The 18,667-nt window shown below is 66.2% G+C and carries 14 protein-coding genes; 4 read left to right on the top strand and 10 right to left on the bottom strand.

Annotation, left to right across the window (positions count from 1 at the left end; translation table 11 throughout):
* Positions 1-535 precede the first annotated feature (535 nt).
* Together ACQR1B_RS33815 and ACQR1B_RS33810 are read left to right on the top strand one after the other, a co-directional pair.
* Positions 536-1,639, top strand: a complete 1,104-nt coding sequence (locus ACQR1B_RS33815; protein WP_434835260.1) for a ferredoxin — start codon at positions 536-538, stop codon at positions 1,637-1,639.
* Positions 1,640-1,697: 58 nt separating this feature from the next.
* Complete coding sequence (locus ACQR1B_RS33810; RefSeq protein WP_434835261.1) at positions 1,698-2,957, top strand: 2Fe-2S iron-sulfur cluster-binding protein; 1,260 nt, start codon at positions 1,698-1,700, stop codon at positions 2,955-2,957.
* A 225-nt stretch (positions 2,958-3,182) separates the two neighbouring features.
* Here ACQR1B_RS33810 and ACQR1B_RS33805 read toward each other — a convergent pair whose 3' ends face one another.
* The 10 genes from ACQR1B_RS33805 to ACQR1B_RS33760 all read right to left on the bottom strand — a co-directional run bounded on the left by ACQR1B_RS33805 (position 3,183) and on the right by ACQR1B_RS33760 (position 15,477).
* Complete coding sequence (locus ACQR1B_RS33805) at positions 3,183-4,355, bottom strand: fumarylacetoacetate hydrolase family protein (RefSeq protein WP_434835262.1); 1,173 nt, start codon at positions 4,353-4,355, stop codon at positions 3,183-3,185.
* Positions 4,356-4,557: 202 nt separating this feature from the next.
* The gene (locus tag ACQR1B_RS33800) at positions 4,558-5,556 is read right to left on the bottom strand and encodes a DMT family transporter (RefSeq protein WP_434835263.1); all 999 of its coding nucleotides are present in this window, start codon (positions 5,554-5,556) and stop codon (positions 4,558-4,560) included.
* Between the two features lie 149 nt (positions 5,557-5,705).
* A complete protein-coding gene (locus ACQR1B_RS33795) occupies positions 5,706-6,545 on the bottom strand; it encodes an aldo/keto reductase (protein ID WP_434835264.1) in 840 nt (279 codons plus the stop codon).
* A 154-nt stretch (positions 6,546-6,699) separates the two neighbouring features.
* Positions 6,700-9,393: a nitrate reductase gene (locus ACQR1B_RS33790; RefSeq protein WP_434835265.1), complete on the bottom strand. Its 2,694-nt coding sequence runs from the start codon at positions 9,391-9,393 to the stop codon at positions 6,700-6,702.
* A 16-nt stretch (positions 9,394-9,409) separates the two neighbouring features.
* On the bottom strand, positions 9,410-10,624 hold the full coding sequence (locus ACQR1B_RS33785; RefSeq protein WP_434835266.1) for an NAD(P)/FAD-dependent oxidoreductase: 1,215 nt from the start codon (positions 10,622-10,624) through the stop codon (positions 9,410-9,412).
* A 5-nt stretch (positions 10,625-10,629) separates the two neighbouring features.
* Positions 10,630-11,055 (bottom strand): globin family protein, encoded by a 426-nt coding sequence (locus ACQR1B_RS33780; RefSeq protein WP_434835267.1) that lies wholly within the window; start codon positions 11,053-11,055, stop codon positions 10,630-10,632.
* Between the two features lie 80 nt (positions 11,056-11,135).
* Complete coding sequence (locus ACQR1B_RS33775; RefSeq protein ID WP_434835408.1) at positions 11,136-11,930, bottom strand: ABC transporter ATP-binding protein; 795 nt, start codon at positions 11,928-11,930, stop codon at positions 11,136-11,138.
* A 9-nt stretch (positions 11,931-11,939) separates the two neighbouring features.
* Complete coding sequence (ntrB, locus tag ACQR1B_RS33770) at positions 11,940-12,848, bottom strand: nitrate ABC transporter permease (RefSeq protein ID WP_434835268.1); 909 nt, start codon at positions 12,846-12,848, stop codon at positions 11,940-11,942.
* Positions 12,849-12,912: 64 nt separating this feature from the next.
* Entirely contained in the window at positions 12,913-14,229 is a 1,317-nt protein-coding gene (locus ACQR1B_RS33765) for a CmpA/NrtA family ABC transporter substrate-binding protein (protein ID WP_434835269.1), read from the bottom strand.
* Positions 14,230-14,556: 327 nt separating this feature from the next.
* On the bottom strand, positions 14,557-15,477 hold the full coding sequence (locus tag ACQR1B_RS33760; protein ID WP_434835270.1) for a dioxygenase: 921 nt from the start codon (positions 15,475-15,477) through the stop codon (positions 14,557-14,559).
* Between the two features lie 150 nt (positions 15,478-15,627).
* Between ACQR1B_RS33760 and ACQR1B_RS33755 the strand changes: the two genes are divergently transcribed.
* Both ACQR1B_RS33755 and ACQR1B_RS33750 read left to right on the top strand, forming a co-directional pair.
* Positions 15,628-16,902, top strand: coding sequence for a serine hydrolase domain-containing protein (locus ACQR1B_RS33755; protein WP_434835271.1), 1,275 nt, complete (start codon positions 15,628-15,630; stop codon positions 16,900-16,902).
* 244 nt (positions 16,903-17,146) lie between these two features.
* Complete coding sequence (locus tag ACQR1B_RS33750) at positions 17,147-18,661, top strand: sensor histidine kinase (protein WP_434835272.1); 1,515 nt, start codon at positions 17,147-17,149, stop codon at positions 18,659-18,661.
* Positions 18,662-18,667 lie beyond the last annotated feature (6 nt).

The following is an 18,667-nucleotide window of genomic DNA, read 5'->3' as shown; positions in this document are numbered from 1 at the left end:
TTGACAGCGAATCACACCGGTCATCCCCTGGCAAACCCGAAATCTTTGAGAAAGATTCACACCCTCTCAGGGTGAGGCTTTGGAGTCAGCACAAGGCGACAGAAGCAGAGATCGAAGTAGAAGCACCTCTTATCAAGGGGGCACAATCGGCCTCGATCGTGCCCACGATGCGTCACAGCCGAGGCCGTCATTGATCCAGATCAAACGGCTCGAAAAATGCTCGGCAGACCCCGATCAAATGCTTGATGTTCCTCGATTTGATCCAGATCAAACGGCCGCATGCGGACCGCAGCATGGCCCAGACACGTCCATATTGGCCGTCAAAAAGCGCCACATCTCGTCGGCAGATTCCGCGCTACAGCATGCGCTGATGACGCGAACTAACAGGCCTGGCGGACCAGCAAGCCGACCTGACACGTCACACCAGCGCGCCCGTGCCGAGTCACCAGCGTCCTGGAAAGCAATGCGAAACAACAGCGCTCAACGTTCGTTCCAAGATCATGCTTCGCAACGAGAGGTACGGCCACTGGCCCATGTGGCCGTGAAGGTGGCTCCCGCCAGGTATCAGCCGGCCGCGCAGCCCGGCAGCCGCAGCACCGGACGCGCGGAACGGCGGTTCTGGCTGACGATGCAGACGGTCATGCTGGTCGTCGGCGTGCTGCTGGTGAATCTGCTGCTGTTCTTTCCTCCCCTCGGCATCGCTCTGATGTGGAATCTCTTGATTCCGATCGCGCCGGCGCTGGTGACGATCTCGCCGGGCCTGTGGCGCAACATCTGTCCCATGGCAACTTTTCATCTGCTGCCGAACAAGATGGGCATCTCGCAGAACATCAGGATGCCGGAATGGGGCGCGGCGACGCTCGCGGTGATCAGCGTGACGCTGCTGTTCATCGTCGTACCGATGCGGCGCATCGGGCTGAATGTCGACGGCCCGCTGACGGCTGTCATGCTGCTGTCGGCTGCGTTCATGGCGTTCGCGATGGGCTCGGTATTCGAGATGCGCTCGGGCTGGTGCACCTCGCTGTGCCCGATCCACCCCGTCGAGCGACTCTACGGCACCAACCCGGCGCTGACCTTCAAGAACGCCCGCTGCAACATCTGCGAGGCCTGCAGCAATCCGTGCCCGGACTCGACGCCGGAGCTGACGCCGACCCAGGGCGTGCCGACCAAGGTGCAGCAGTTCCTCGGCAACTTCCTGATCGGCAGCTTCCCGGGCTTCGTCTGGGGCTGGTTCCAGGTGCCGGACTATCCGCCGCAACTGGTCGATCAAGCCGCCATCATCACCGCCTATGCCTGGCCGTTCGGCGCCGCCATCATCAGCTACGTCATCTTCAAGATCGGCGAGCACGTGCTGCGCTACAAGCCGGCCTCGCGCACACGGATGCACCGCATCTTCGCGGCCACCGCGATCAGCACCTACTACTGGTATCGCCTGCCCGGCCCGGCGTCGCTGCTGCCGGACTGGTTTCCGCTGGTCTCGCATCTCGTCACGACGCCGTTCTTCTTCTGGTTCCTGGTGCTGCGCTCGCCCAAGGTGAGCTGGCTGAAGCGGCCGGTGATGGCCTCGAACTACTGGTCGAGCCGGTTCGAGACCGCGGCCAACAAGAACCTGATCCGCGTCTCACCCGGCAAGGCGTGATCGCGCGGCGTCATTCAAATCACCACAGTCAATAGCGTCGTCGAGCGAGGAGTTGATCATGTCGAACTTCAGGACCGTCACCGTCAAGGGCCGCCAGTTCCGCGTCCGCGCGGGTGACGTGCTGCTCGATGGCGCGCTGGCCAACGGCGTCGAGATTCCGTTCGACTGCCGCGCCGGCACCTGCGGCACGTGCATGGTTCACGTCGCCAAGGGCCAGACCGTGTGCGGCGAGACGCATACGCAGGGCATGATCTACGCCTGCCAGGCGCGCGTCGTCTCCGACCTCGACGTCGATGTCGAGGACGTGCCGGAGATCGACATCAGCAAGGCGCGACTGGTCGGCCTGCGCGAGGTCGCGCCCGACATCATGGAGCTGATGATCGCGCCGGAGAAGAGCATCAGCTATCTGCCGGGCCAGTACTTCAAGTTCACCTTCGCCGGCTATCCGGCGCGCGCCTACAGCCCGACGGCGTCGTTCGACGGCCGGATCGGCGGCCGCGTCATCCATCTCAACATCAAGAAGGTGCGCGGCGGCCGCGTCACGCAGGCGCTCGGCAGCGGCATCCGTCCCGGCCATCGGCTGCGCATCCAGGGGCCGTACGGGCACGCCTTCCTGCGGCCTGGCGGCACCGGCCGCCTCGTCCTCGCCGGCAGCGGCACCGGCTTCGCGCCGATCTGGGCGATCGCGGCGATGGCGTTGCGTGAGCAGCGCAGCCGGCCGATGGTGATCATCGCCGGCGCCAAGAAGCTGCCGCAGCTCTACATGACGCCTATCCTGGCGCAGCTCGCGCGGCTGCCCAACGTCACAATCATCCCGACGGTCGAGGAAGGCCCGATCGATCATCCCTCGATCCGCACCGGGCGCATCGAGCCGCACATGCCGACCTTGACGGCCTCCGACGTCGTCTATGCCTGCGGCTCGCCGCGCATGGTCACCGCGCTCGCCGGCATGGTCGATAAGGCCGGTGCGACGTTCTACGCCGACCCGTTCGACCCCGCCCCGCCGGAAGCGCCGTCCGGCCTGATCGGCCGCATCAAGACGCTGGTGGCGCGTCGGGCGCCGGAGCCGGAGCCAAGCCGCGACAGCGGCAAGGGCCGCGACGCTGCGCTCGATCCGTTCGAACGGGCACTGTCGCTGGTGCCGAAGGATCCGATCGACGACGATCTGGGCCATCGCCGCCCCGAACCGCGCCGCAGCACGGCCGCCGAACGCGACCACGCACTGTCGCTGGTGCGCGAACGCGCTCTCGGCGATGCCGCGCAATTGCAGGAGCGGCCCCGCCGCGCTGCGGGGCAGATGGCGTCGGGGCATGTGTGAGGGCCGACGCTGCCAGCCCCAATCTCGCCGTCGCTCCGGGAGTGACGCAGACCATATGCGCAGCACGGGAAGTGCGCTCCCTCGCCCCGCTTGCGGGGAGAGGGTCGGGGTGAGGGGGACTCTCCACGAGTTCGGTGCGTGGAGAGTCCCCCCCACCCGGATTGCATCTGACGATGCAATCCGGCCTCTCCCCGCAAGCGGGGAGAGGCTAGGCCCCACCGAACCTCAGATCAGCTTGCGCCGTGCCAGGCTCCGCATCAGCGCACCGACGCCGAACGTCCAGGGCTCGCATTCGTCGCTGTTGCGCATGCGGTTGACGAGGCGGCCGAGTTGCGGGGCTGAGATGGTGACGATGTCGTCGCGCTTGTGGGTGAACCCCTGCCCTGGCGCGTCGCGATCCTTCACCGGCGCGAACATCGTGCCGAGGAACAACGCAAAGCCGTCGGGATATTGATGCACGGCGCCGATGGTCTGGGCGACGAGATCGGTCGGATCGCGGCTGATCTTGCTGATCGAGGAATGGCCGTCGAGCACGAAGCCGTCGCTGCCGGTCACGTTCAGCGCGACCTCCATCCTGCGGACGTCGTCGAGCGAAAAACTCTTGTCGAACAGGCGGAGCAACGGACCGATCGCGCAGGAGGCGTTGTTGTCCTTGGCCTTGGACAGCAAGAGCGCCGAGCGTCCCTCGAAGTCGCGCAGGTTGACGTCGTTGCCGAGCATCGCGCCGACGATCCTGCCGCGGCTCGACACCGCCAGCACGACCTCCGGCTCCGGATTGTTCCAGGTCGATTTCGGATGCAGCCCGGCATCCATGCCGGTCCCGACCGACGACAAGGTCGGCGCCTTGGTGAAGACCTCGGCGTCGGGGCCGATGCCGACCTCGAGGTATTGGCTCCACGCGTTCTGCTCGATCAGCACCTGCTTGAGGTGCATCGCCTGCTCCGAGCCCGGCTTGAGCTTGGAGAAGTCGTCGCCGACCAGGCGCACCACCTCCGTCCGGATCGCGTCGGCGGAGGCCGGATTGCCGCGCGCGCGCTCCTCGATGACGCGCTCCAGCATCGAGATCGCGAAAGTGACGCCGGCGGCCTTCAACACCTGCAGATCGACCGGCGCCAGCAGCCAGGGTTTTGCGGGATCGCGGCGGTCCGGCGGCGCGTTGGCGAGGATGTCGGCGAGAGCGCCGATGCGCTGCCCGCTCATGCCGCGCAGCGCGGTGGCCGGATCATCGTGCTCGCACAGCGCGCTGACGGTCGGGAATGCCGAGGTGACGTCGTAGACGCCGTCGTCGCGTACGGCGACCACCGACGGGCCGTCGACATCAGGCCGCCAGACCCGGCCGACCAGCGTGCCGCTTGTGCCATCGTCGGGCAGGACAGTCTCGGGTGTCAGATTGATCATGGCGGCGCGCTCCCCATTGTTCTTGTTGCTCGGGGAACAGGTAGCATCGGCGGGAGCCAACTCCAAGCCACACGCGCGGTCATTCCGGGGCGAGGCCGCGAGACCTCGAACCCGGAATCCCGATGAGAGATGTAGCGCAAGACAAGCTCGAGATTCCGAGTTCGGGGCCTGCGGCCCCGCCCCGGAATGACAGCCTGGAGCTTCAGGGGTTCGGCGAGCTCTCGCCGGCGACCTGCAGCAGTTGCGAGCGGCGGACGCGCTCGCGATGGGCGGTGTAGAGGCCGCTGGAGACGATGAAGGCGGCGCCGACGATGGTCCAGATGTCAGGCACCTCGCCGAACACCAGGAAGCCGAGGATGCTGACCCATAGCAGTTGGGTGTAGGAGAACGGCGCCAGCACCGAGGCATCCGCATAGCGGAACGCCAGCACCACGATCCACTGCCCCATGGTCGAGGCGACGCCGACCAGCACGCCGAAGCCGATGTCCTGCCAGGACGGCGCGGTCCAGACGAACGGCACCATCGCCGTGAGCACGCAGACGCCGGCGATCGAGGAATAGGTCATGATCGTGATGGCGTGCTCGCGGCCGCTCATCATCCGCGTCATGATCAGGGTGCAGGCCCAGGCGAAGGCCGAGGCGATCGGGAACAGCGCGGCGAGATGAAACGCGCCGGTGCCGGGCCGGAGAATGACCAGCACCCCGCATAGGCCGACCGCGGTCGCGATCCAGCGGCGCAGGCCGACCTTCTCGCTGAGGAACACGATCGACAGCGCGGTGACGAACAGCGGCGCGACGAAGCCGGTGGCGGAGGCTTCCGCAATCGGAAGATAGCGCAGGCCGGAGATGAACAGCAGCGACGAGCCGAGCAGCGCGATGCCGCGCAACAATTGGAACGTCGGCCGCTCCGTGCGCATCGCAAACAGCGGCGAGCCCGGGATCATCGCCGGCACCATGATCAGCGAGAACACGACGAAGCGGATCCAGGTGATCTCGATCGAGGGCAGCGTCTTCGACAGATATTTCGCGGTGACGTCCGAGGTGCCGAGGAACACCGTCGACAGCAGGATCAGCGCGATGCCGCGGAACGGCCGGTCGGCGCGCGCGGGCGCGCGCTTGCGCTGAGCCGGCGGTTTCTCCAGCACGGACGTCGGAACATCGTCGAGGCGCGCGGCGGCAGCCGCACTCGGAGGCGGGGTCACGGTCGAACTCGGGAGCTAGACGGGACGAATCGGTGAGCGGCGACAAAACGCCAATCGCAGGCTTGCGACAACCCATCGAAAGCGGGCAGCCGATATGCGCTGCTCACGCGCCGCAGTAGCAAACTTCCGTAATACTCCGTGATGCTGCACTACAGCATCGGCAGTCCCCGAGGCTTCGGCCCGCGCGGAAAGGCGCGGTCGATCGCAGCGATCTCGGCGGCGGTCAGTTCGATGTCGCCGGCGGCCGCATTCTGCTCGGCATGCTCCGGGCGCGACGCCTTGGGGATCGCCAGCAGCGATGAGGCGCGGGTCAGGAAGGCGAGCGCGATCTGGCGCGGCGTCGCCTCGTGCTGCTGCGCGATCCGCTGCAGCACCTCGCCCCCCGGACTGCGCGGTTCGGGAAAATCGTCATGGCCGAACGGCGAATAGGCGACGACGGCAACGCCGTGCTGGCCGCACCACGGGATGACCGCGTGCTCGATGGCGCGCTCCTGCAGATGATAGAGCACCTGGTTGCAGGCGATCTTGCCCTCGCCCGCGACGTCCAGCAGTTCGTCGAGATCGTCGACGTCAAAATTGCTGACGCCCCAGGACGCGATCTTGCCGGCGGCCTTCAGTTCCTCGAACGCCGCGACCGTCTCCGCCAGGGGATGCGAGCCCGGCCAGTGCAAGAGATAGCAGTCGAGCCGGTCGGTCTTCAGCCGCTTCAGCGAGCGCTCGCAGGCGGTGATGGTGCCCTTGCGCGACGCGTTGCTGGGCAGCACCTTGGAGACCAGGAACACCTGGTCGCGCCGCCCGGCGATCGCCTCGGCGATGACCAGCTCGGCATCGCCATACATCTCTGCGGTGTCGATGTGGCTCATGCCGCGATCGAGGCCGCGCTGCAACGTCGTGCTGGCGCGCTTGCGGTCGGCATGGTCGAGATACCAGGTGCCCTGCCCGATCACGGAAACGCCGGCCCCGCCGGTTCCGAATGTCTTGTGTTTCATGGACGCGAGCATAGAGGATGCGGTGCGCGACGTCGATCACCGCAAGCCGTCATTGCGAGCGCAGCGAAGCAATCCAGGGTGGTGGGCGGGACTCTGGATTGCTTCGCTGCGCTCGCAATGACGAGGGCTGCGCCCTCGTCTAAGGTCGAATTGGCTAGCTCGCCACCTTCACCGAAGCCTCAGCCTGTACCGGCGTCTGCGCGATCAGCCGCTTCATCTCCGGGATGCAGGAGCCGCAATTGGTGCCGGCCTTGAGCTGCGCACCGATCGCGGCGGGCGTGCGGGCGCCGGCGGCGATGGCCTCGCAGATGGTGTCGCGGCCGACGCCGAAGCAGGCGCAGACGACCGGGCCGCCGCCGACACCATCGGGCGCACGGCCGGACAGCAACGTGCGGCGCTGATCGTCGTCGAGACGGTCGGCGGCGAACATCGTCTTCACGACGTTCCAGTCGCCGGCATCATGGCCCGGTCCGACGAACAGGCAGGTCGCGATGTGATCTCCTTCGAACGACGCGGCGCGATAGACGCCGCCGCCGACATCCGTGTAATCGGCGACGTCGTCGGTGGCGCGGGCCTTGAACCAGGCCGGCCAGCGCAGGAGGTCGCCATTGTCGGCGAACAGATAGCCGAAGCCGCCCGGCACCGTCGCGCGCACCCACCACAAATGGGAGGGCAGCGCGAGTTCGCTCCGCGCAAGGATGAAGCCGCGGAACACGTATTCGTAAGGGCTGATCGCGGCCGGCGTCGCCTTGGCCTCGGGCTGACCGGAGAACGGATCGGTGTGCGCGGCGACCAGTGCGCCGACGCGGCCATGGGAGGAATTGGTCGCGTTCCAATGGATCGGCGCGAACAGCATGCCGCGCTGCTGACGCTCGCTGACGACGACCTGGAGGATGCACTGGCCGTGCTCGGTCGTGACCTTGGCGAAGCCGTCATGCATCAGGCCGTATTTCAGAGCGTCATCCGGATGCACCTCGACGAACGGTTCGGGCAGATGGGCACCGAGCCGCGGGCTGAGGCCGGTGCGCGTCATCGTGTGCCACTGGTCGCGGATGCGCCCGGTGTTGAGACGCAAGGGACGCGCCGCATTGGTCTCGCTGCGCAGCGCCGGCACCTCGGGGGCGACGAAGCGCGCCTTGCGGTCGTTGGTGTAGAAGGCGCCGTCGGCGAAGAAGCGCGGCTCGGGCGGCTTGCCCGCGCGCACCGGCCACTGCACCGGCGCCATGGTGTCGTATTCGTCGTCGCTGAGCGTCGCCAGCGCGCCGATGTCGAAATCGCGGGCACCGTCGTTCTCGAACGCCGACAGCGCCGCATGCTCGCGGAATACGTCGGCGGCGGAGGTGTAGTTGAAAGCGCTGGCGTGGCCGAGCCGCTTGCCGACCTCGCTCACGATCCACCAATCGGGCCTCGCCTCGCCGGCCGGCGCCAGGAAGGCGCGCTGGCGCGAGATGCGCCGCTCGGAATTGGTGACGGTGCCGGACTTCTCGCCCCAGGCCTGCGCCGGCAGCAGCACGTGCACGCCGGAATCGACGGTGTCGTTGGAGCGGACGTTCTCGGAGACGACCAGCAGTTCGAGCTTCTTCAGCGCTGATCGGACCAGATCGGCGTCCGGCAGCGACACCGCCGGATTGGTGCCGATCACCCACAGCGCCTTGATCTCGCCGCGCGCGATCGCCTCGAACATCGCGACCGCCTTCAGCCCCTCATGGGTGGCGATGCCCGTGGCCTTCCAGAAGCGGCGGACGCGATCGATGTCCGGCGGCGTGAAACCCATATGGGCGGCGAGCTGATTGGCGAGGCCGCCGACCTCGCGGCCGCCCATCGCATTGGGTTGCCCGGTCAGCGAGAACGGCCCCACGCCCGGCTTGCCGATGCGCGCCGTGGCGAGATGGCAGTTCAGGATCGCGTTGACCTTGTCGGTGCCCTGCGCCGACTGGTTGACGCCCTGCGAATAGAGGGTGACGACCTTCGGCGTGTCGCGGAACAGCTTGAAGAAGGCTGCGACGTCGGCCTCCGACAGGCCGGTCGCGAGCGCCGTCGCCCCGGCGCTGCCGGCGAGGCTGCGCGCGCGCGCCAAGGTCTCGTCGAAGCACGAGGTATGACGCATGATGTAGTCGTGATCGAGCGCACCGCTGTCGGCAAGATGCACCAGCAGGCCGGAGAACAGCGCCGCGTCGGTGCCGGGCTTCAATCCCAGGAACAGATCGGCTTCTTCAGCCGTGTCGGTGCGGCGCGGATCGATGACGACGAATTTGGCGCCGCGGCCCTGCTTGTTGGCGAGCATGCGCTGGTACAGCACCGGGTGGCACCAGGCGGCGTTGCTGCCGACGAAGACGAGCAGGTCGGCCTTATCGAGATCCTCATAGGTGCCGGGCACGGTGTCGGCGCCGAAGGCGCGGCGATGGCCGGCAACCGAGGACGCCATGCACAGCCGCGAATTGGTGTCGACATTGGCCGATCCGAGAAAGCCCTTCATCAGCTTGTTGGCGACGTAATAGTCCTCGGTCAGCATCTGGCCGGAGAGATAGAAAGCCACCGCATCCTCGCCGTCGCGCGCGACGATGTGCTTGAGGCGGCTCGCGACGTGATCGAGCGCATCGCTCCACGCCACCCGCTCCATGCCGCCCTTGCAGCGGATCATCGGATGGAGCAGCCGGCTCTCCAGCCCGAGCGTCTCACCCAGCGCCGACCCCTTCGAGCAGAGACGGCCGAGATTGGCCGGATGCACCGGATCGCCCGAGATCGCGGCGCCGCCGCGACCATCGGGCGTCGCCAGCACGCCGCAACCGACGCCACAGTAAGGACAGGCGGTGCGCACCGTGCGCAGCTTCGGATCGACTGTCGTCATCCTGCGAGGCCCCTTCTCACGCTGCCTGCGGTCGCGTACCCGCGCGGCCGAACATCATCGCCGTCCGGATCGATGCGACCGACTCGCGATTGCGAATCAGATCGCGGTACCACAGCGCATCCCTGGTCTCGCCGATCAGCACGGCGCCGGTGAGGCGTCCCTCGGCGATGACGAGCTTCTTGTAGATGCCGCGCCTGGCATCGTTCAGCACGATCGCCTCGCTGCCCTCGGCCCCCATGAAGTCGCCGGCCGAGAATACCGACACGCCTGACACTTTCAGATTGGTCGCCACCACGCTGCCACCATAGGCCGCCTTGCGGCCGGCGAGATGCCGCGCCAGCACCCGGGCCTGCTCATAGGCCGGCTCGACCAGGCCATAGCAGGTGCCGCAATGCTCGGCGCATTCGCCGAGCGCGAAGATGCCGGGTGCCGAGGTCTGCATGGCGTCATCGACGACGATGCCGCGATTGACCGCGAGCCCGGCTTCCTTGGCGAGCGCGACATTGGGCCGGATGCCGGCCGCGAAGATCACCGCATCCGCCGTGATCCGCCGTCCGTCGGCCAGTTCGACGCTTTCGACGCAGCCCTCGCCATGGATGACGGCCGTGCTGGCCTCGAGCAGAACCTCGATGCCCTTGCGCTCGACCAGCGTCTTCAGCAGCGCGGCCGCGGGCGCATCGAGTTGCCGCTCCATCAGCCGGTCCATGAGATGCAGCAGCGTCACCTTGGCGCCGGCACGCGCCAGGCCATAGGCGGCTTCCAGCCCGAGCAGGCCGCCGCCGACGACCACCACCTTCACTTTCTTCGCCGCCAGCGCCAGCAGCACGTCGGTGTCGCGGCTGTCGCGGAACGTGTGCACGCCCGCCAGATCGGCGCCCGGCACGGGCAGGCGCAGCGGCAATGAGCCGGTGGCAAGGACCAGGCGCGAGAACGCCACGTTCTCACCGTTCTCGATCTGCAGTTCGCGGCGGCCGACGTCGATGGCGGTCGCGCGTGCGCCGTACTTCAACGTCACGCCGCGCTCGCGCCACCAGGACGCCGGCTTGAGCTCGATCTCGTGTGACGCGGCCTCGCCCGCCAGCACCGACGACAGCAGCACGCGGTTGTAGGCCAGCCGCGGCTCGTCGCCGATGACGGCGATCGCGTAGCGGCCGAGCGCGGTCTGCGACAGATCTTCGACCAGCTTGGCCGCGGCCATGCCATTGCCGACGATGACGAGCGGTTCACTCAACGATGCTACTCCGCAGCCTGCGCCTTGCCATAGGCTTCCGCAATCATGTAGCCGGACAGCGTGCCGTAGGCCGCAGTCCAGGCCTCGGCGACCTCGGGCGACCAGGCCTCGCCGAGCCCTCTTTCCAGGGTCCACAGCAGCGCGGAGCCAACCACCGGATAGTGCTCCGGCTTGGCCCCGTAGTCGACGTGACGCTTCGCCAGCGCGCTCGCCGCCGGCAGGATCGCCGGCAAGTTCGTCAGCCCATTCACGACGACCGCCAAGGTCGCCATCAGCTTCTTGCGCTGCTGGGTGAGGTCGTCGGGAAACATCGCGCGCACCTGCGGCGCGACCTCGAACAGACGATCGTAAAAGATGATCGCGGCCTGATCGGAGATCGGCGCGACCTTGGCAAAGCTCTCTTGAACCAATGCGATCTGAGACGGCGTCATGGGAAATCCTTTGATGAAACGAGAACCCGTTAGTCGCCGGAGGCGGAGCGCGGTTCGATCCGCTCTCCGCCTTCGATATGTCAGGCCGCCTCGACGAAGCGGTGCCGCTCGTAGAGGAATTCGAGCACGCGCTGGCGGCATTTCACGTAGGTCGTGTTGGTCGCGAGTTCGAGCCGCTTGCGCGGGCGCGGCAGCGCGACCTCGAGCACCTCGCCGATATGCGCGCTCGGGCCGTTGGTCATCATCACGATGCGGTCCGACAGCAGAACGGCCTCGTCGACGTCGTGGGTGATCATCAGGATGGTGTTGCCGAGCTTCTGATGCAGCGCCATCACCGAGTCCTGCAGATGCGCCCGCGTCAGCGCGTCGAGTGCGCCGAACGGCTCGTCGAGCAGCAGCACCTTCGGCTCCATGGCGAGCGCGCGCGCAATGCCGACGCGCTGCTTCATGCCGCCCGAGATTTCGTTCGGGCGCTTGTCCTTGGCATGGGCCATCTGCACGAGGTTGAGATTGTGCAGCGTCCAGGCGTCGCGCTCAGGCCGGGTCTTGGTCTTGCCGAACACCTTGTCGACGCCGAGGCGCACGTTCTCGTAGACCGTGAGCCAAGGAAGGAGGCTGTGGTTCTGGAACACCACGGCGCGGTCGGGTCCGGGCGAGTTGACCTCACGCTCCTCCAGCAGCACGCCGCCTGATGTCGCCGTGGTGAGGCCGGCGACGATGTTGAGCATCGTCGACTTGCCGCAGCCGGAATGGCCGATGATCGAGACGTACTCGCCCTTCTCGATCGTCAGGTTGATGTCCTTGAGCACCTCGGTCGTCGCAGCGCCACGGGTGAAGGTCTTGTCGACGTGGTCGAGCTTCAGATAGGCCATGATCTGTTCCTCTCAGTTCGTCGCGGTGCCGCGGGTGACGATCTTGCCGGCCACCGCAATCAGTCGGTCGAGCACGAACCCGATGATTCCGACATAAAGCAGCGCCAGGATGATCTCGCTGATATGCGAGGAATTCCACGCATCCCAGATGAAGAAGCCGATGCCGACGCCGCCGATCAGCATCTCGGCCGCGACGATGGCGAGCCAGGACAGGCCGATGCCGATGCGCAGGCCGGTGAAGATGTAGGGCGCCGCCGCCGGGATCATGATCTTGGCGAAGAACTCCAGCGGATTGAGCTGCACCACGGCGGCGACGTTGCGATAGTCCTGCGGAATGTTGCGAATGCCGACCGCAGTGTTGATGATGATCGGCCAGATCGAGGTGATGAAGATGACGAAGATCGCCGAGGGCTGGCCGTCGCGAAACGCGGCCAGCGACAGCGGCAGCCAGGCAAGCGGCGGGATCGTGCGCAGCACCTGGAAGATCGGGTCGAGACCGCGCATCGCCCAGACCGACTGTCCGACCAGGGTGCCGAGCGCGACGCCGACGATCGCCGCGAGCGAATAGCCGAGCGCGACACGCTGCAGGCTGGCCGAGATGTGCCAGAACAATCCCTTGTCGATGCCGCCATTGTCGAAGAACGGATCGAAGATCAGCTCGCGGGTGTCATTGAAGACACGTGACGGCGGCGGCAGCGCCGATCCAGCACGGCGGCAGAGCAATTCCCAGATCAGCAGAGCGAGCGCGAGTACGATCAGCGGCGGCACGACGCGCACCGCGGCCTCGCTGGCCATCTTCACATAACGCTCGGATTTGGGCGGCTGCTTCGGCGTCATCGTCACGACGGATGCGGAGGCAGACGGCGACGTAGTCGGCACGATCTTGGGCGCGTTATCATTGATCAACGCTGGCATGGACATCGGAAACCTTTCTCCGTGCAATGAGAGGGGCTGCGCGCTGTTCGCGCGCGGCTGAAAGTCCTGATCAGGCGTCGATGCGCTTGATCGAAAGCGACTTCAGATAGGCGGCCGGATCTTCCGGATCGAACACCTTGCCGTCGAAGAAGGTCTCCTTGCCGCGCGAGGTTGAGGTCGGGATATCCGCCGCCGCAACGCCAAGCTCCTTGGCTGCATCGCGCCACAGGTCCTCGCGATTGACCTTGGCGATCAGCGACTTGGCATCGAAGCCCGCTTCGTACTTGCCCCAGCGGATGTCCTCGGTGATGAACCAGAGATCATGGCTCTTGAACGGGTAGGAAGCCTGGTCCTTCCAGAAGCGCATCTGCTGCGGGCTGTTCTCGACGACGCGGCCGGTGCCGTAGTCGAACTTGCCCTTCATGCGGTCGGCGACGTCCTCGACGGGAACGTTGATCCACTGCCGCTTGGCGCAGATCGCGGCGATCTCGTCGCGGTTCTCCATCTTTTCGCAGTACTGCTGGGCCTCCATCACTGCCATCAGCAACGCCTTGGCCGCACGCGGATATTTGTCGACATAGGCGGCGCGCAGGGCGAATGACTTCTCCGGGTGCTTATCCCAGAGTTCGCCAGTGGTGAGCGCCGTATAGCCGATCTGCTGATGGATCAGCTGCAGATTCCATGGCTCGCAGACGCAGAAGCAGTCCATGGTGCCGACCTTCATGTTGGCCACCATCTGCGCGGGCGGCACCACGATGGTCTCGATGTCCTTATCCGGATCGATGCCACCAGCGGCGAGCCAGTAGCGGATCCACAGATCGTGGGTGCCGCCCGGGAAGGTCATCGCCGCCTTGATGGCCTTGCCGGAGGCCTTCTTCTTTTCCAACGCGACCTTGAAGGGCGCGGTATCCAGGCCAACCTTGAGGTCGGCATATTCCTTGCCAACGGAGATGCACTGGCCGTTCAAGTTGAGGCGCGCCAGGATGTACATCGGCGTCGGCTGGTTGTTCTGTGTCACCTTGCCGGACGAGATCAGGTAGGGCATCGGCGTCAGAATGTGGGCACCATCGATGCCATTGCCTTCCGAGCCGAGCACGAGATTGTCCCGCGTGGTGCCCCACGACGCCTGCTTCTGCACCTCGACGTCGGGCATGCCGTATTTGGCGAAGATGCCCTTCTCCTTGGCCACGAACAGCGGCGATGCGTCGGTCAGCGCGATGAAGCCGAGCTTCGCAGCCTTGACCTCCGGGCCCGCACCTTGGGCGAAAGCACCGGCAGGAAAGCTCAATTTTGCGGCCGCGAGCAGCGCTGCGGTGCCGGCACCGGCCTTCAGGAGCTGGCGGCGGCTGAGGCCATTGCGGCGAGCAGGATGGGCGGTCTTCGTCATGAGTGCAGTCGTCCTTTTCGAAAAGCGCTCGATGGTGGAATGGCCCGCCCGTCATTCGCCGTTCGATCGCGCACAGGGGCGCGTCCCGAGGGGAGCCTCGGAAGGGGCAGCGTCAGATGTCGGATGGGGGGTTTGCGCAGACGGCATCGATGGCGTCGGAACCATCTATTCAAGCTTCGTGCCAAGGACCGGACGATCCGGAAGCCTCGAATAATCAATCGTCTAGGCAAATCGACCGGTCGCCTTGAACGACGACGGCCGCACGCAAATTTTGCGATTCGCCCACTTCCTGTGCGTTGCACAAGAAGTGGGCGACGTCGTTTCGCCCTACTCCGCTGCCGCGGTCGCGGCCTTTGCCAGCATCGGCGTGGGGGCCACGCCGGCACCGGGCTTGATGCGGAATTCGTAGCTCATCAGGTGCCACGGACCCGCGGCGAGCTTGCCGTCCGGCATGACAGGATCGGTGCGCGGCTCGACCTGCGCGATCAGTTCATCCTTGACGCCGAACACCACGTCACTGTCGAGATGGGCGTCGCCACCGATGAAGACGTGGGTGATCAGCGGCTCATGGTCCTTGGCGTCGACCAGGAAATGCACATGGGCCGGCCGCATCGGATGGCGCCCGGTGCTCACGATCATCTGCCCGACCGGCCCATCGGTCGGGATCGGATAGCTGCAGGGCAGGATGGTGCGGAAGAAGAAGCGGCCGTCGGCGTCGGTGATGAAGCGCGCCCGCGACGACGGGCCGTCGCTCGCGTAGGACGGCCGCTGCGAATCGTAGAAACCTTCGTCATCGGCATGCCAGACGTCGACCGCGGCGCCGGCCAGCGGCGCGCCCGACAGATCGGTCACGCGCCCCTGCACGAACATCTTCTCGCCCTTGAGATGCGCCGAGATGTCGGCGCCATGTGGCGTCACCGCGTGCTCGCCGACATAGAACGGACCGAGCACGGTCGTCTCCGTCGCCCCGGCCCTGTCACGGTGATTGATGGCGTCGACCAGCATCGACACGCCGAGCACGTCGGACAACAGGATGAACTCCTGCCGGCTCGCGGTGCAGGTCTGCCCGGTCCGGGTGAGGAAGTCGACGGCAGCAGCCCATTCGTCGAAGGTGAGGCTGGTTCGCCGCACATAGTCGTGCAGCGACTTGACGAGCTCCTGCAGCAGGAACTTGGCGCGCGCATCGGGCGTGCCGTCGAAGCTGGCGACGACGGCATCCGTGAGTTCGGCTTCATTGAATTGTGTCATGGCCAATCCTCCGGCGGCAAAGGGTACACGACGCATCCCTTGCCTGCCATTGGAAGTGGGGCGTTTTTCGGCTATCACCCAGCACAAATGTCCGTGCCCGCATGATCCTCACGCCGGACGCCAGAAACCACATCACAGCGGAGACGTCCGATGCTCGCCCCGACCCCCGCCTCGCCCGAAACCGTCGGCATGTCGAAAGCCGCGCTCGCGCGCATCGATGCGCATCTGCAGCAGCGCTACATCGACGCCGGGCGCTTTCCGGGCACACAATTGATGATCTATCGCCGCGGCAAGATCGTGCATGCGAGCTCGCTCGGCCATGCCGACGTCGAGCGCAAGGTGCCGGTCAGCGACGACACGATCTATCGCATCTATTCGATGACCAAGCCGATCACCTCGGTCGCCTTCATGATGCTGGTCGAGGAAGGCAAGGTCGCGCTCGACGAACCGGTCGCGAAATACATTCCCGAATGGAAGAACCTCGGCGTGTTTGTCGCAGGCACCGCGCCGGCCTTCATCAGCCGGCCGTCGGCGCGGCCGATGCTGATTGTCGATCTGCTGCGCCACACCTCGGGCCTGACCTACGGCTTCCAGCAGCGCTCCAACGTCGATGCCGCCTATCGCGACGCCAAGATCGGCGCGGTCGAGAAGGCCGGCACGCTGCAGTCGATGATCGACGATCTCAGCCGGATTCCGCTTGAGTTCTCGCCGGGCGAGGCCTGGAACTACTCGGTCTCCACCGACGTGGTCGGCTATCTCGTCGGCAAGATCGCCGACAAGCCGTTCGAGCAGGTCCTGAAGGAGCGCATCTTCGATCCGCTCGGCATGACCGACACCGACTTTCATGTCCCGGCGGCGAAGGCGCACCGGCTGGCGGCGTGCTACTCGGCCGACCCCGGCGGCGCCCTGTCGTTCCACGCCGCCGACCGCAAGGGCGGCCTGACCTTGCAGGACGATCCCGCCACCAGCTCGTTCCTGAGCCCGCCCGACTTCATCTCCGGCGGCGGCGGCCTGTGCTCGACCACGGCCGACTACCTGACGTTCTGCCGCGCGCTGATCAATGGCGGCGAGCTCGGCGGCGTCAGGCTGCTCGGACCGAAGACCTTGAAGCTGATGACGTCAAACCATCTGCCCGGCGGCGTCGACCTGCCGGCACTGTCGCGGTCGATGTTCGCGGAAGCCGCCTACAACGGCATCGGTTTCGGCCTCGGCTTCTCGGTGACGATGGATCCGGCCAAGACGCTGATTGCCGGCACCGCCGGCGAATATGCCTGGGGCGGCGCGGCCTCCACGTCGTTCTGGATCGATCCCGCCGAAGAGCTGATCACGATCTTCATGACGCAGGTGCTGCCGTCGAGCGCCTATCCGATCCGCCGCGAGCTGCGCAGCATGGTGTATGCGGCGATTGCCGAGAGCAACGTCTAGAGGCAGGCTGTGGCGGCAAAGCCTCCGCGGGAACCCGGACCGCGCTGTGCTTCGCGCTTGGCGCGCACGCGGCGCTCTCCTATGTTGACGGCGATGTGAACGGCTGCGACCGTCAAGTCCTTGCGGACGCAGCCGGTCCAGCCTGATATCCGATCGCCGCAGACGGTCTCCTCCGCGCCCAATTGGCTGAGTCGATTCAACCGGCACGGGCACGTCGATCAAGAACGCCATCAATGGGGCCTCCGTGCCGAAGCTTTCCCTGCCCGTCCGGCTTGCTCTTCTGGTCGCAGGGACCACGCTGCCGCTCATCCTGTTCGCGGGCGGCATCGTCTTCCACAACTACATGCAGGACCGCAGCGCGGCGCGGCAGCGCGTGCTCGACACGGTGCGCAGCATCCGCCTGACACTCGATGCCGAGATGCAGCGCATGACCGGGGGCATCCAGGTCCTGGCGCTGACCGATGCGTTGAAGACCGGCGACTTCGACCGCTTCCGCCCGATCGCGATGGGCTTCCTCGAACAATACGGCAAGAACGGAACCATCCTGGTCGCCGACCGGCAGGGACATCAGTTGTTTTCGTCGGCGGCGACGGACACCGCCAACCTGCCCCTGCGCAGCAACCGCGAGATCACCGAGCGCGTCTTCGAGACGCGGCAGCCGCAATATTCCGACCTGTTCTACGGCATCGTGAAGAAGAGCCTGATCGTCACCGTCGAAGTGCCGGTGTTTCGCGACGGCGAGGTCGTCTACGACATCTCGTTCAGCCCGCCGATCGAGATATTCCAGTCTATCCTCGAGAAGCAGCGGCCGGGCGACGATTGGGCGCTGTCCCTGCTCGACCGCAAGGCCATCGTGTTCGCACGGGCGCCCAATCCGGCCGAGACGATCGGCAAGCAGGCGTCATCGTCGGTCTATGACCGCATGCTCAGTGAGCACGAGGCGACGCTGTCCAGCCTGTCGCTCGAAGGCGTGCCGCTGTTGTCGAGTTTTACTCATTCCCGTCTGACCGGATGGATCATCGGTGCCGGCATCACCGAGGACTCGCTGGTCGCGCCGCTGTGGCGCAACCTCGCCATCACCAGCCTGATCGGCGGCATCCTGCTGGCGATCGGTCTCGCCTTCGCCGTGCGCATGGCCACGGCGATCGCGCGCGCCGAGACGCTGCACGACCTGCTGATCGAAGAGCTCAACCACCGCGTCAAGAACACGCTGGCCATTCTGCAGGCCATCGCGGTGCAGACCTTCCGCAGCGCCAGCCGCCAGGAGCGCGAAAAGTTCGAAGGCCGGCTCGGCGCGCTGGCCGAGGCGCACAACCTGCTCAGCAAGGAGAAATGGCAGGGCTCCGAGCTCGACGACGTCATCGGGCGCGTGCTCAAGCCCTACCAGCTGAACAATCCCGAGCGCATCCGGATTTCCGGCCCGAAGGCCGCGCTGTCGCCGCGACTGGCCGTCGTGCTGTCGATGATCGTGCACGAGATCGCGACCAACGCGGCCAAGTATGGCGCACTCTCCAATGACAGCGGCATGGTCGATCTGTCCTGGGAGCTCAGCCAGGCGGATCCGGCCAAGAAGCTGCCGGGCCGTCTCCGGCTGGTCTGGCGGGAAACCGGCGGCCCGGTCGTGTCGGCGCCGATCCAGCGCGGCTTCGGCTCACGCCTGATCGAGCGCAGCGCGCGCGATCAGCTCGGCGGCGAGGCCACCGTCGACTTCCTGCCACCCGGCGTGGTCTACACCATCATCTGCAAGCTCGACGACTGAAGCCGC

The sequence above is a fragment of the Bradyrhizobium oligotrophicum genome (assembly GCF_051168495.1).
GTDB classification, from domain to species: Bacteria; Pseudomonadota; Alphaproteobacteria; order Rhizobiales; family Xanthobacteraceae; genus Bradyrhizobium; species Bradyrhizobium oligotrophicum_A.
The sequence above is the reverse complement of the archived record's forward strand: the minus strand, read 5'-3'. Positions and strand labels throughout refer to the sequence as shown.

Bases quoted from the DNA above. Each gene is read 5' to 3' on its own strand.
- ACQR1B_RS33760 (WP_434835270.1), bottom strand. From the start codon at position 15,477: ATGACACAATTCAATGAAGCCGAACTCACGGATGCCGTCGTCGCCAGC.
- ACQR1B_RS33765 (WP_434835269.1), bottom strand. From the start codon at position 14,229: ATGACGAAGACCGCCCATCCTGCTCGCCGCAATGGCCTCAGCCGCCGC.
- ACQR1B_RS33810 (WP_434835261.1), top strand. From the start codon at position 1,698: ATGTCGAACTTCAGGACCGTCACCGTCAAGGGCCGCCAGTTCCGCGTC.
- ACQR1B_RS33805 (WP_434835262.1), bottom strand. From the start codon at position 4,355: ATGATCAATCTGACACCCGAGACTGTCCTGCCCGACGATGGCACAAGC.
- ACQR1B_RS33780 (WP_434835267.1), bottom strand. From the start codon at position 11,055: ATGACGCCGTCTCAGATCGCATTGGTTCAAGAGAGCTTTGCCAAGGTC.
- ACQR1B_RS33790 (WP_434835265.1), bottom strand. From the start codon at position 9,393: ATGACGACAGTCGATCCGAAGCTGCGCACGGTGCGCACCGCCTGTCCT.
- ntrB (WP_434835268.1), bottom strand. From the start codon at position 12,848: ATGTCCATGCCAGCGTTGATCAATGATAACGCGCCCAAGATCGTGCCG.
- ACQR1B_RS33755 (WP_434835271.1), top strand. From the start codon at position 15,628: ATGCTCGCCCCGACCCCCGCCTCGCCCGAAACCGTCGGCATGTCGAAA.
- ACQR1B_RS33795 (WP_434835264.1), bottom strand. From the start codon at position 6,545: ATGAAACACAAGACATTCGGAACCGGCGGGGCCGGCGTTTCCGTGATC.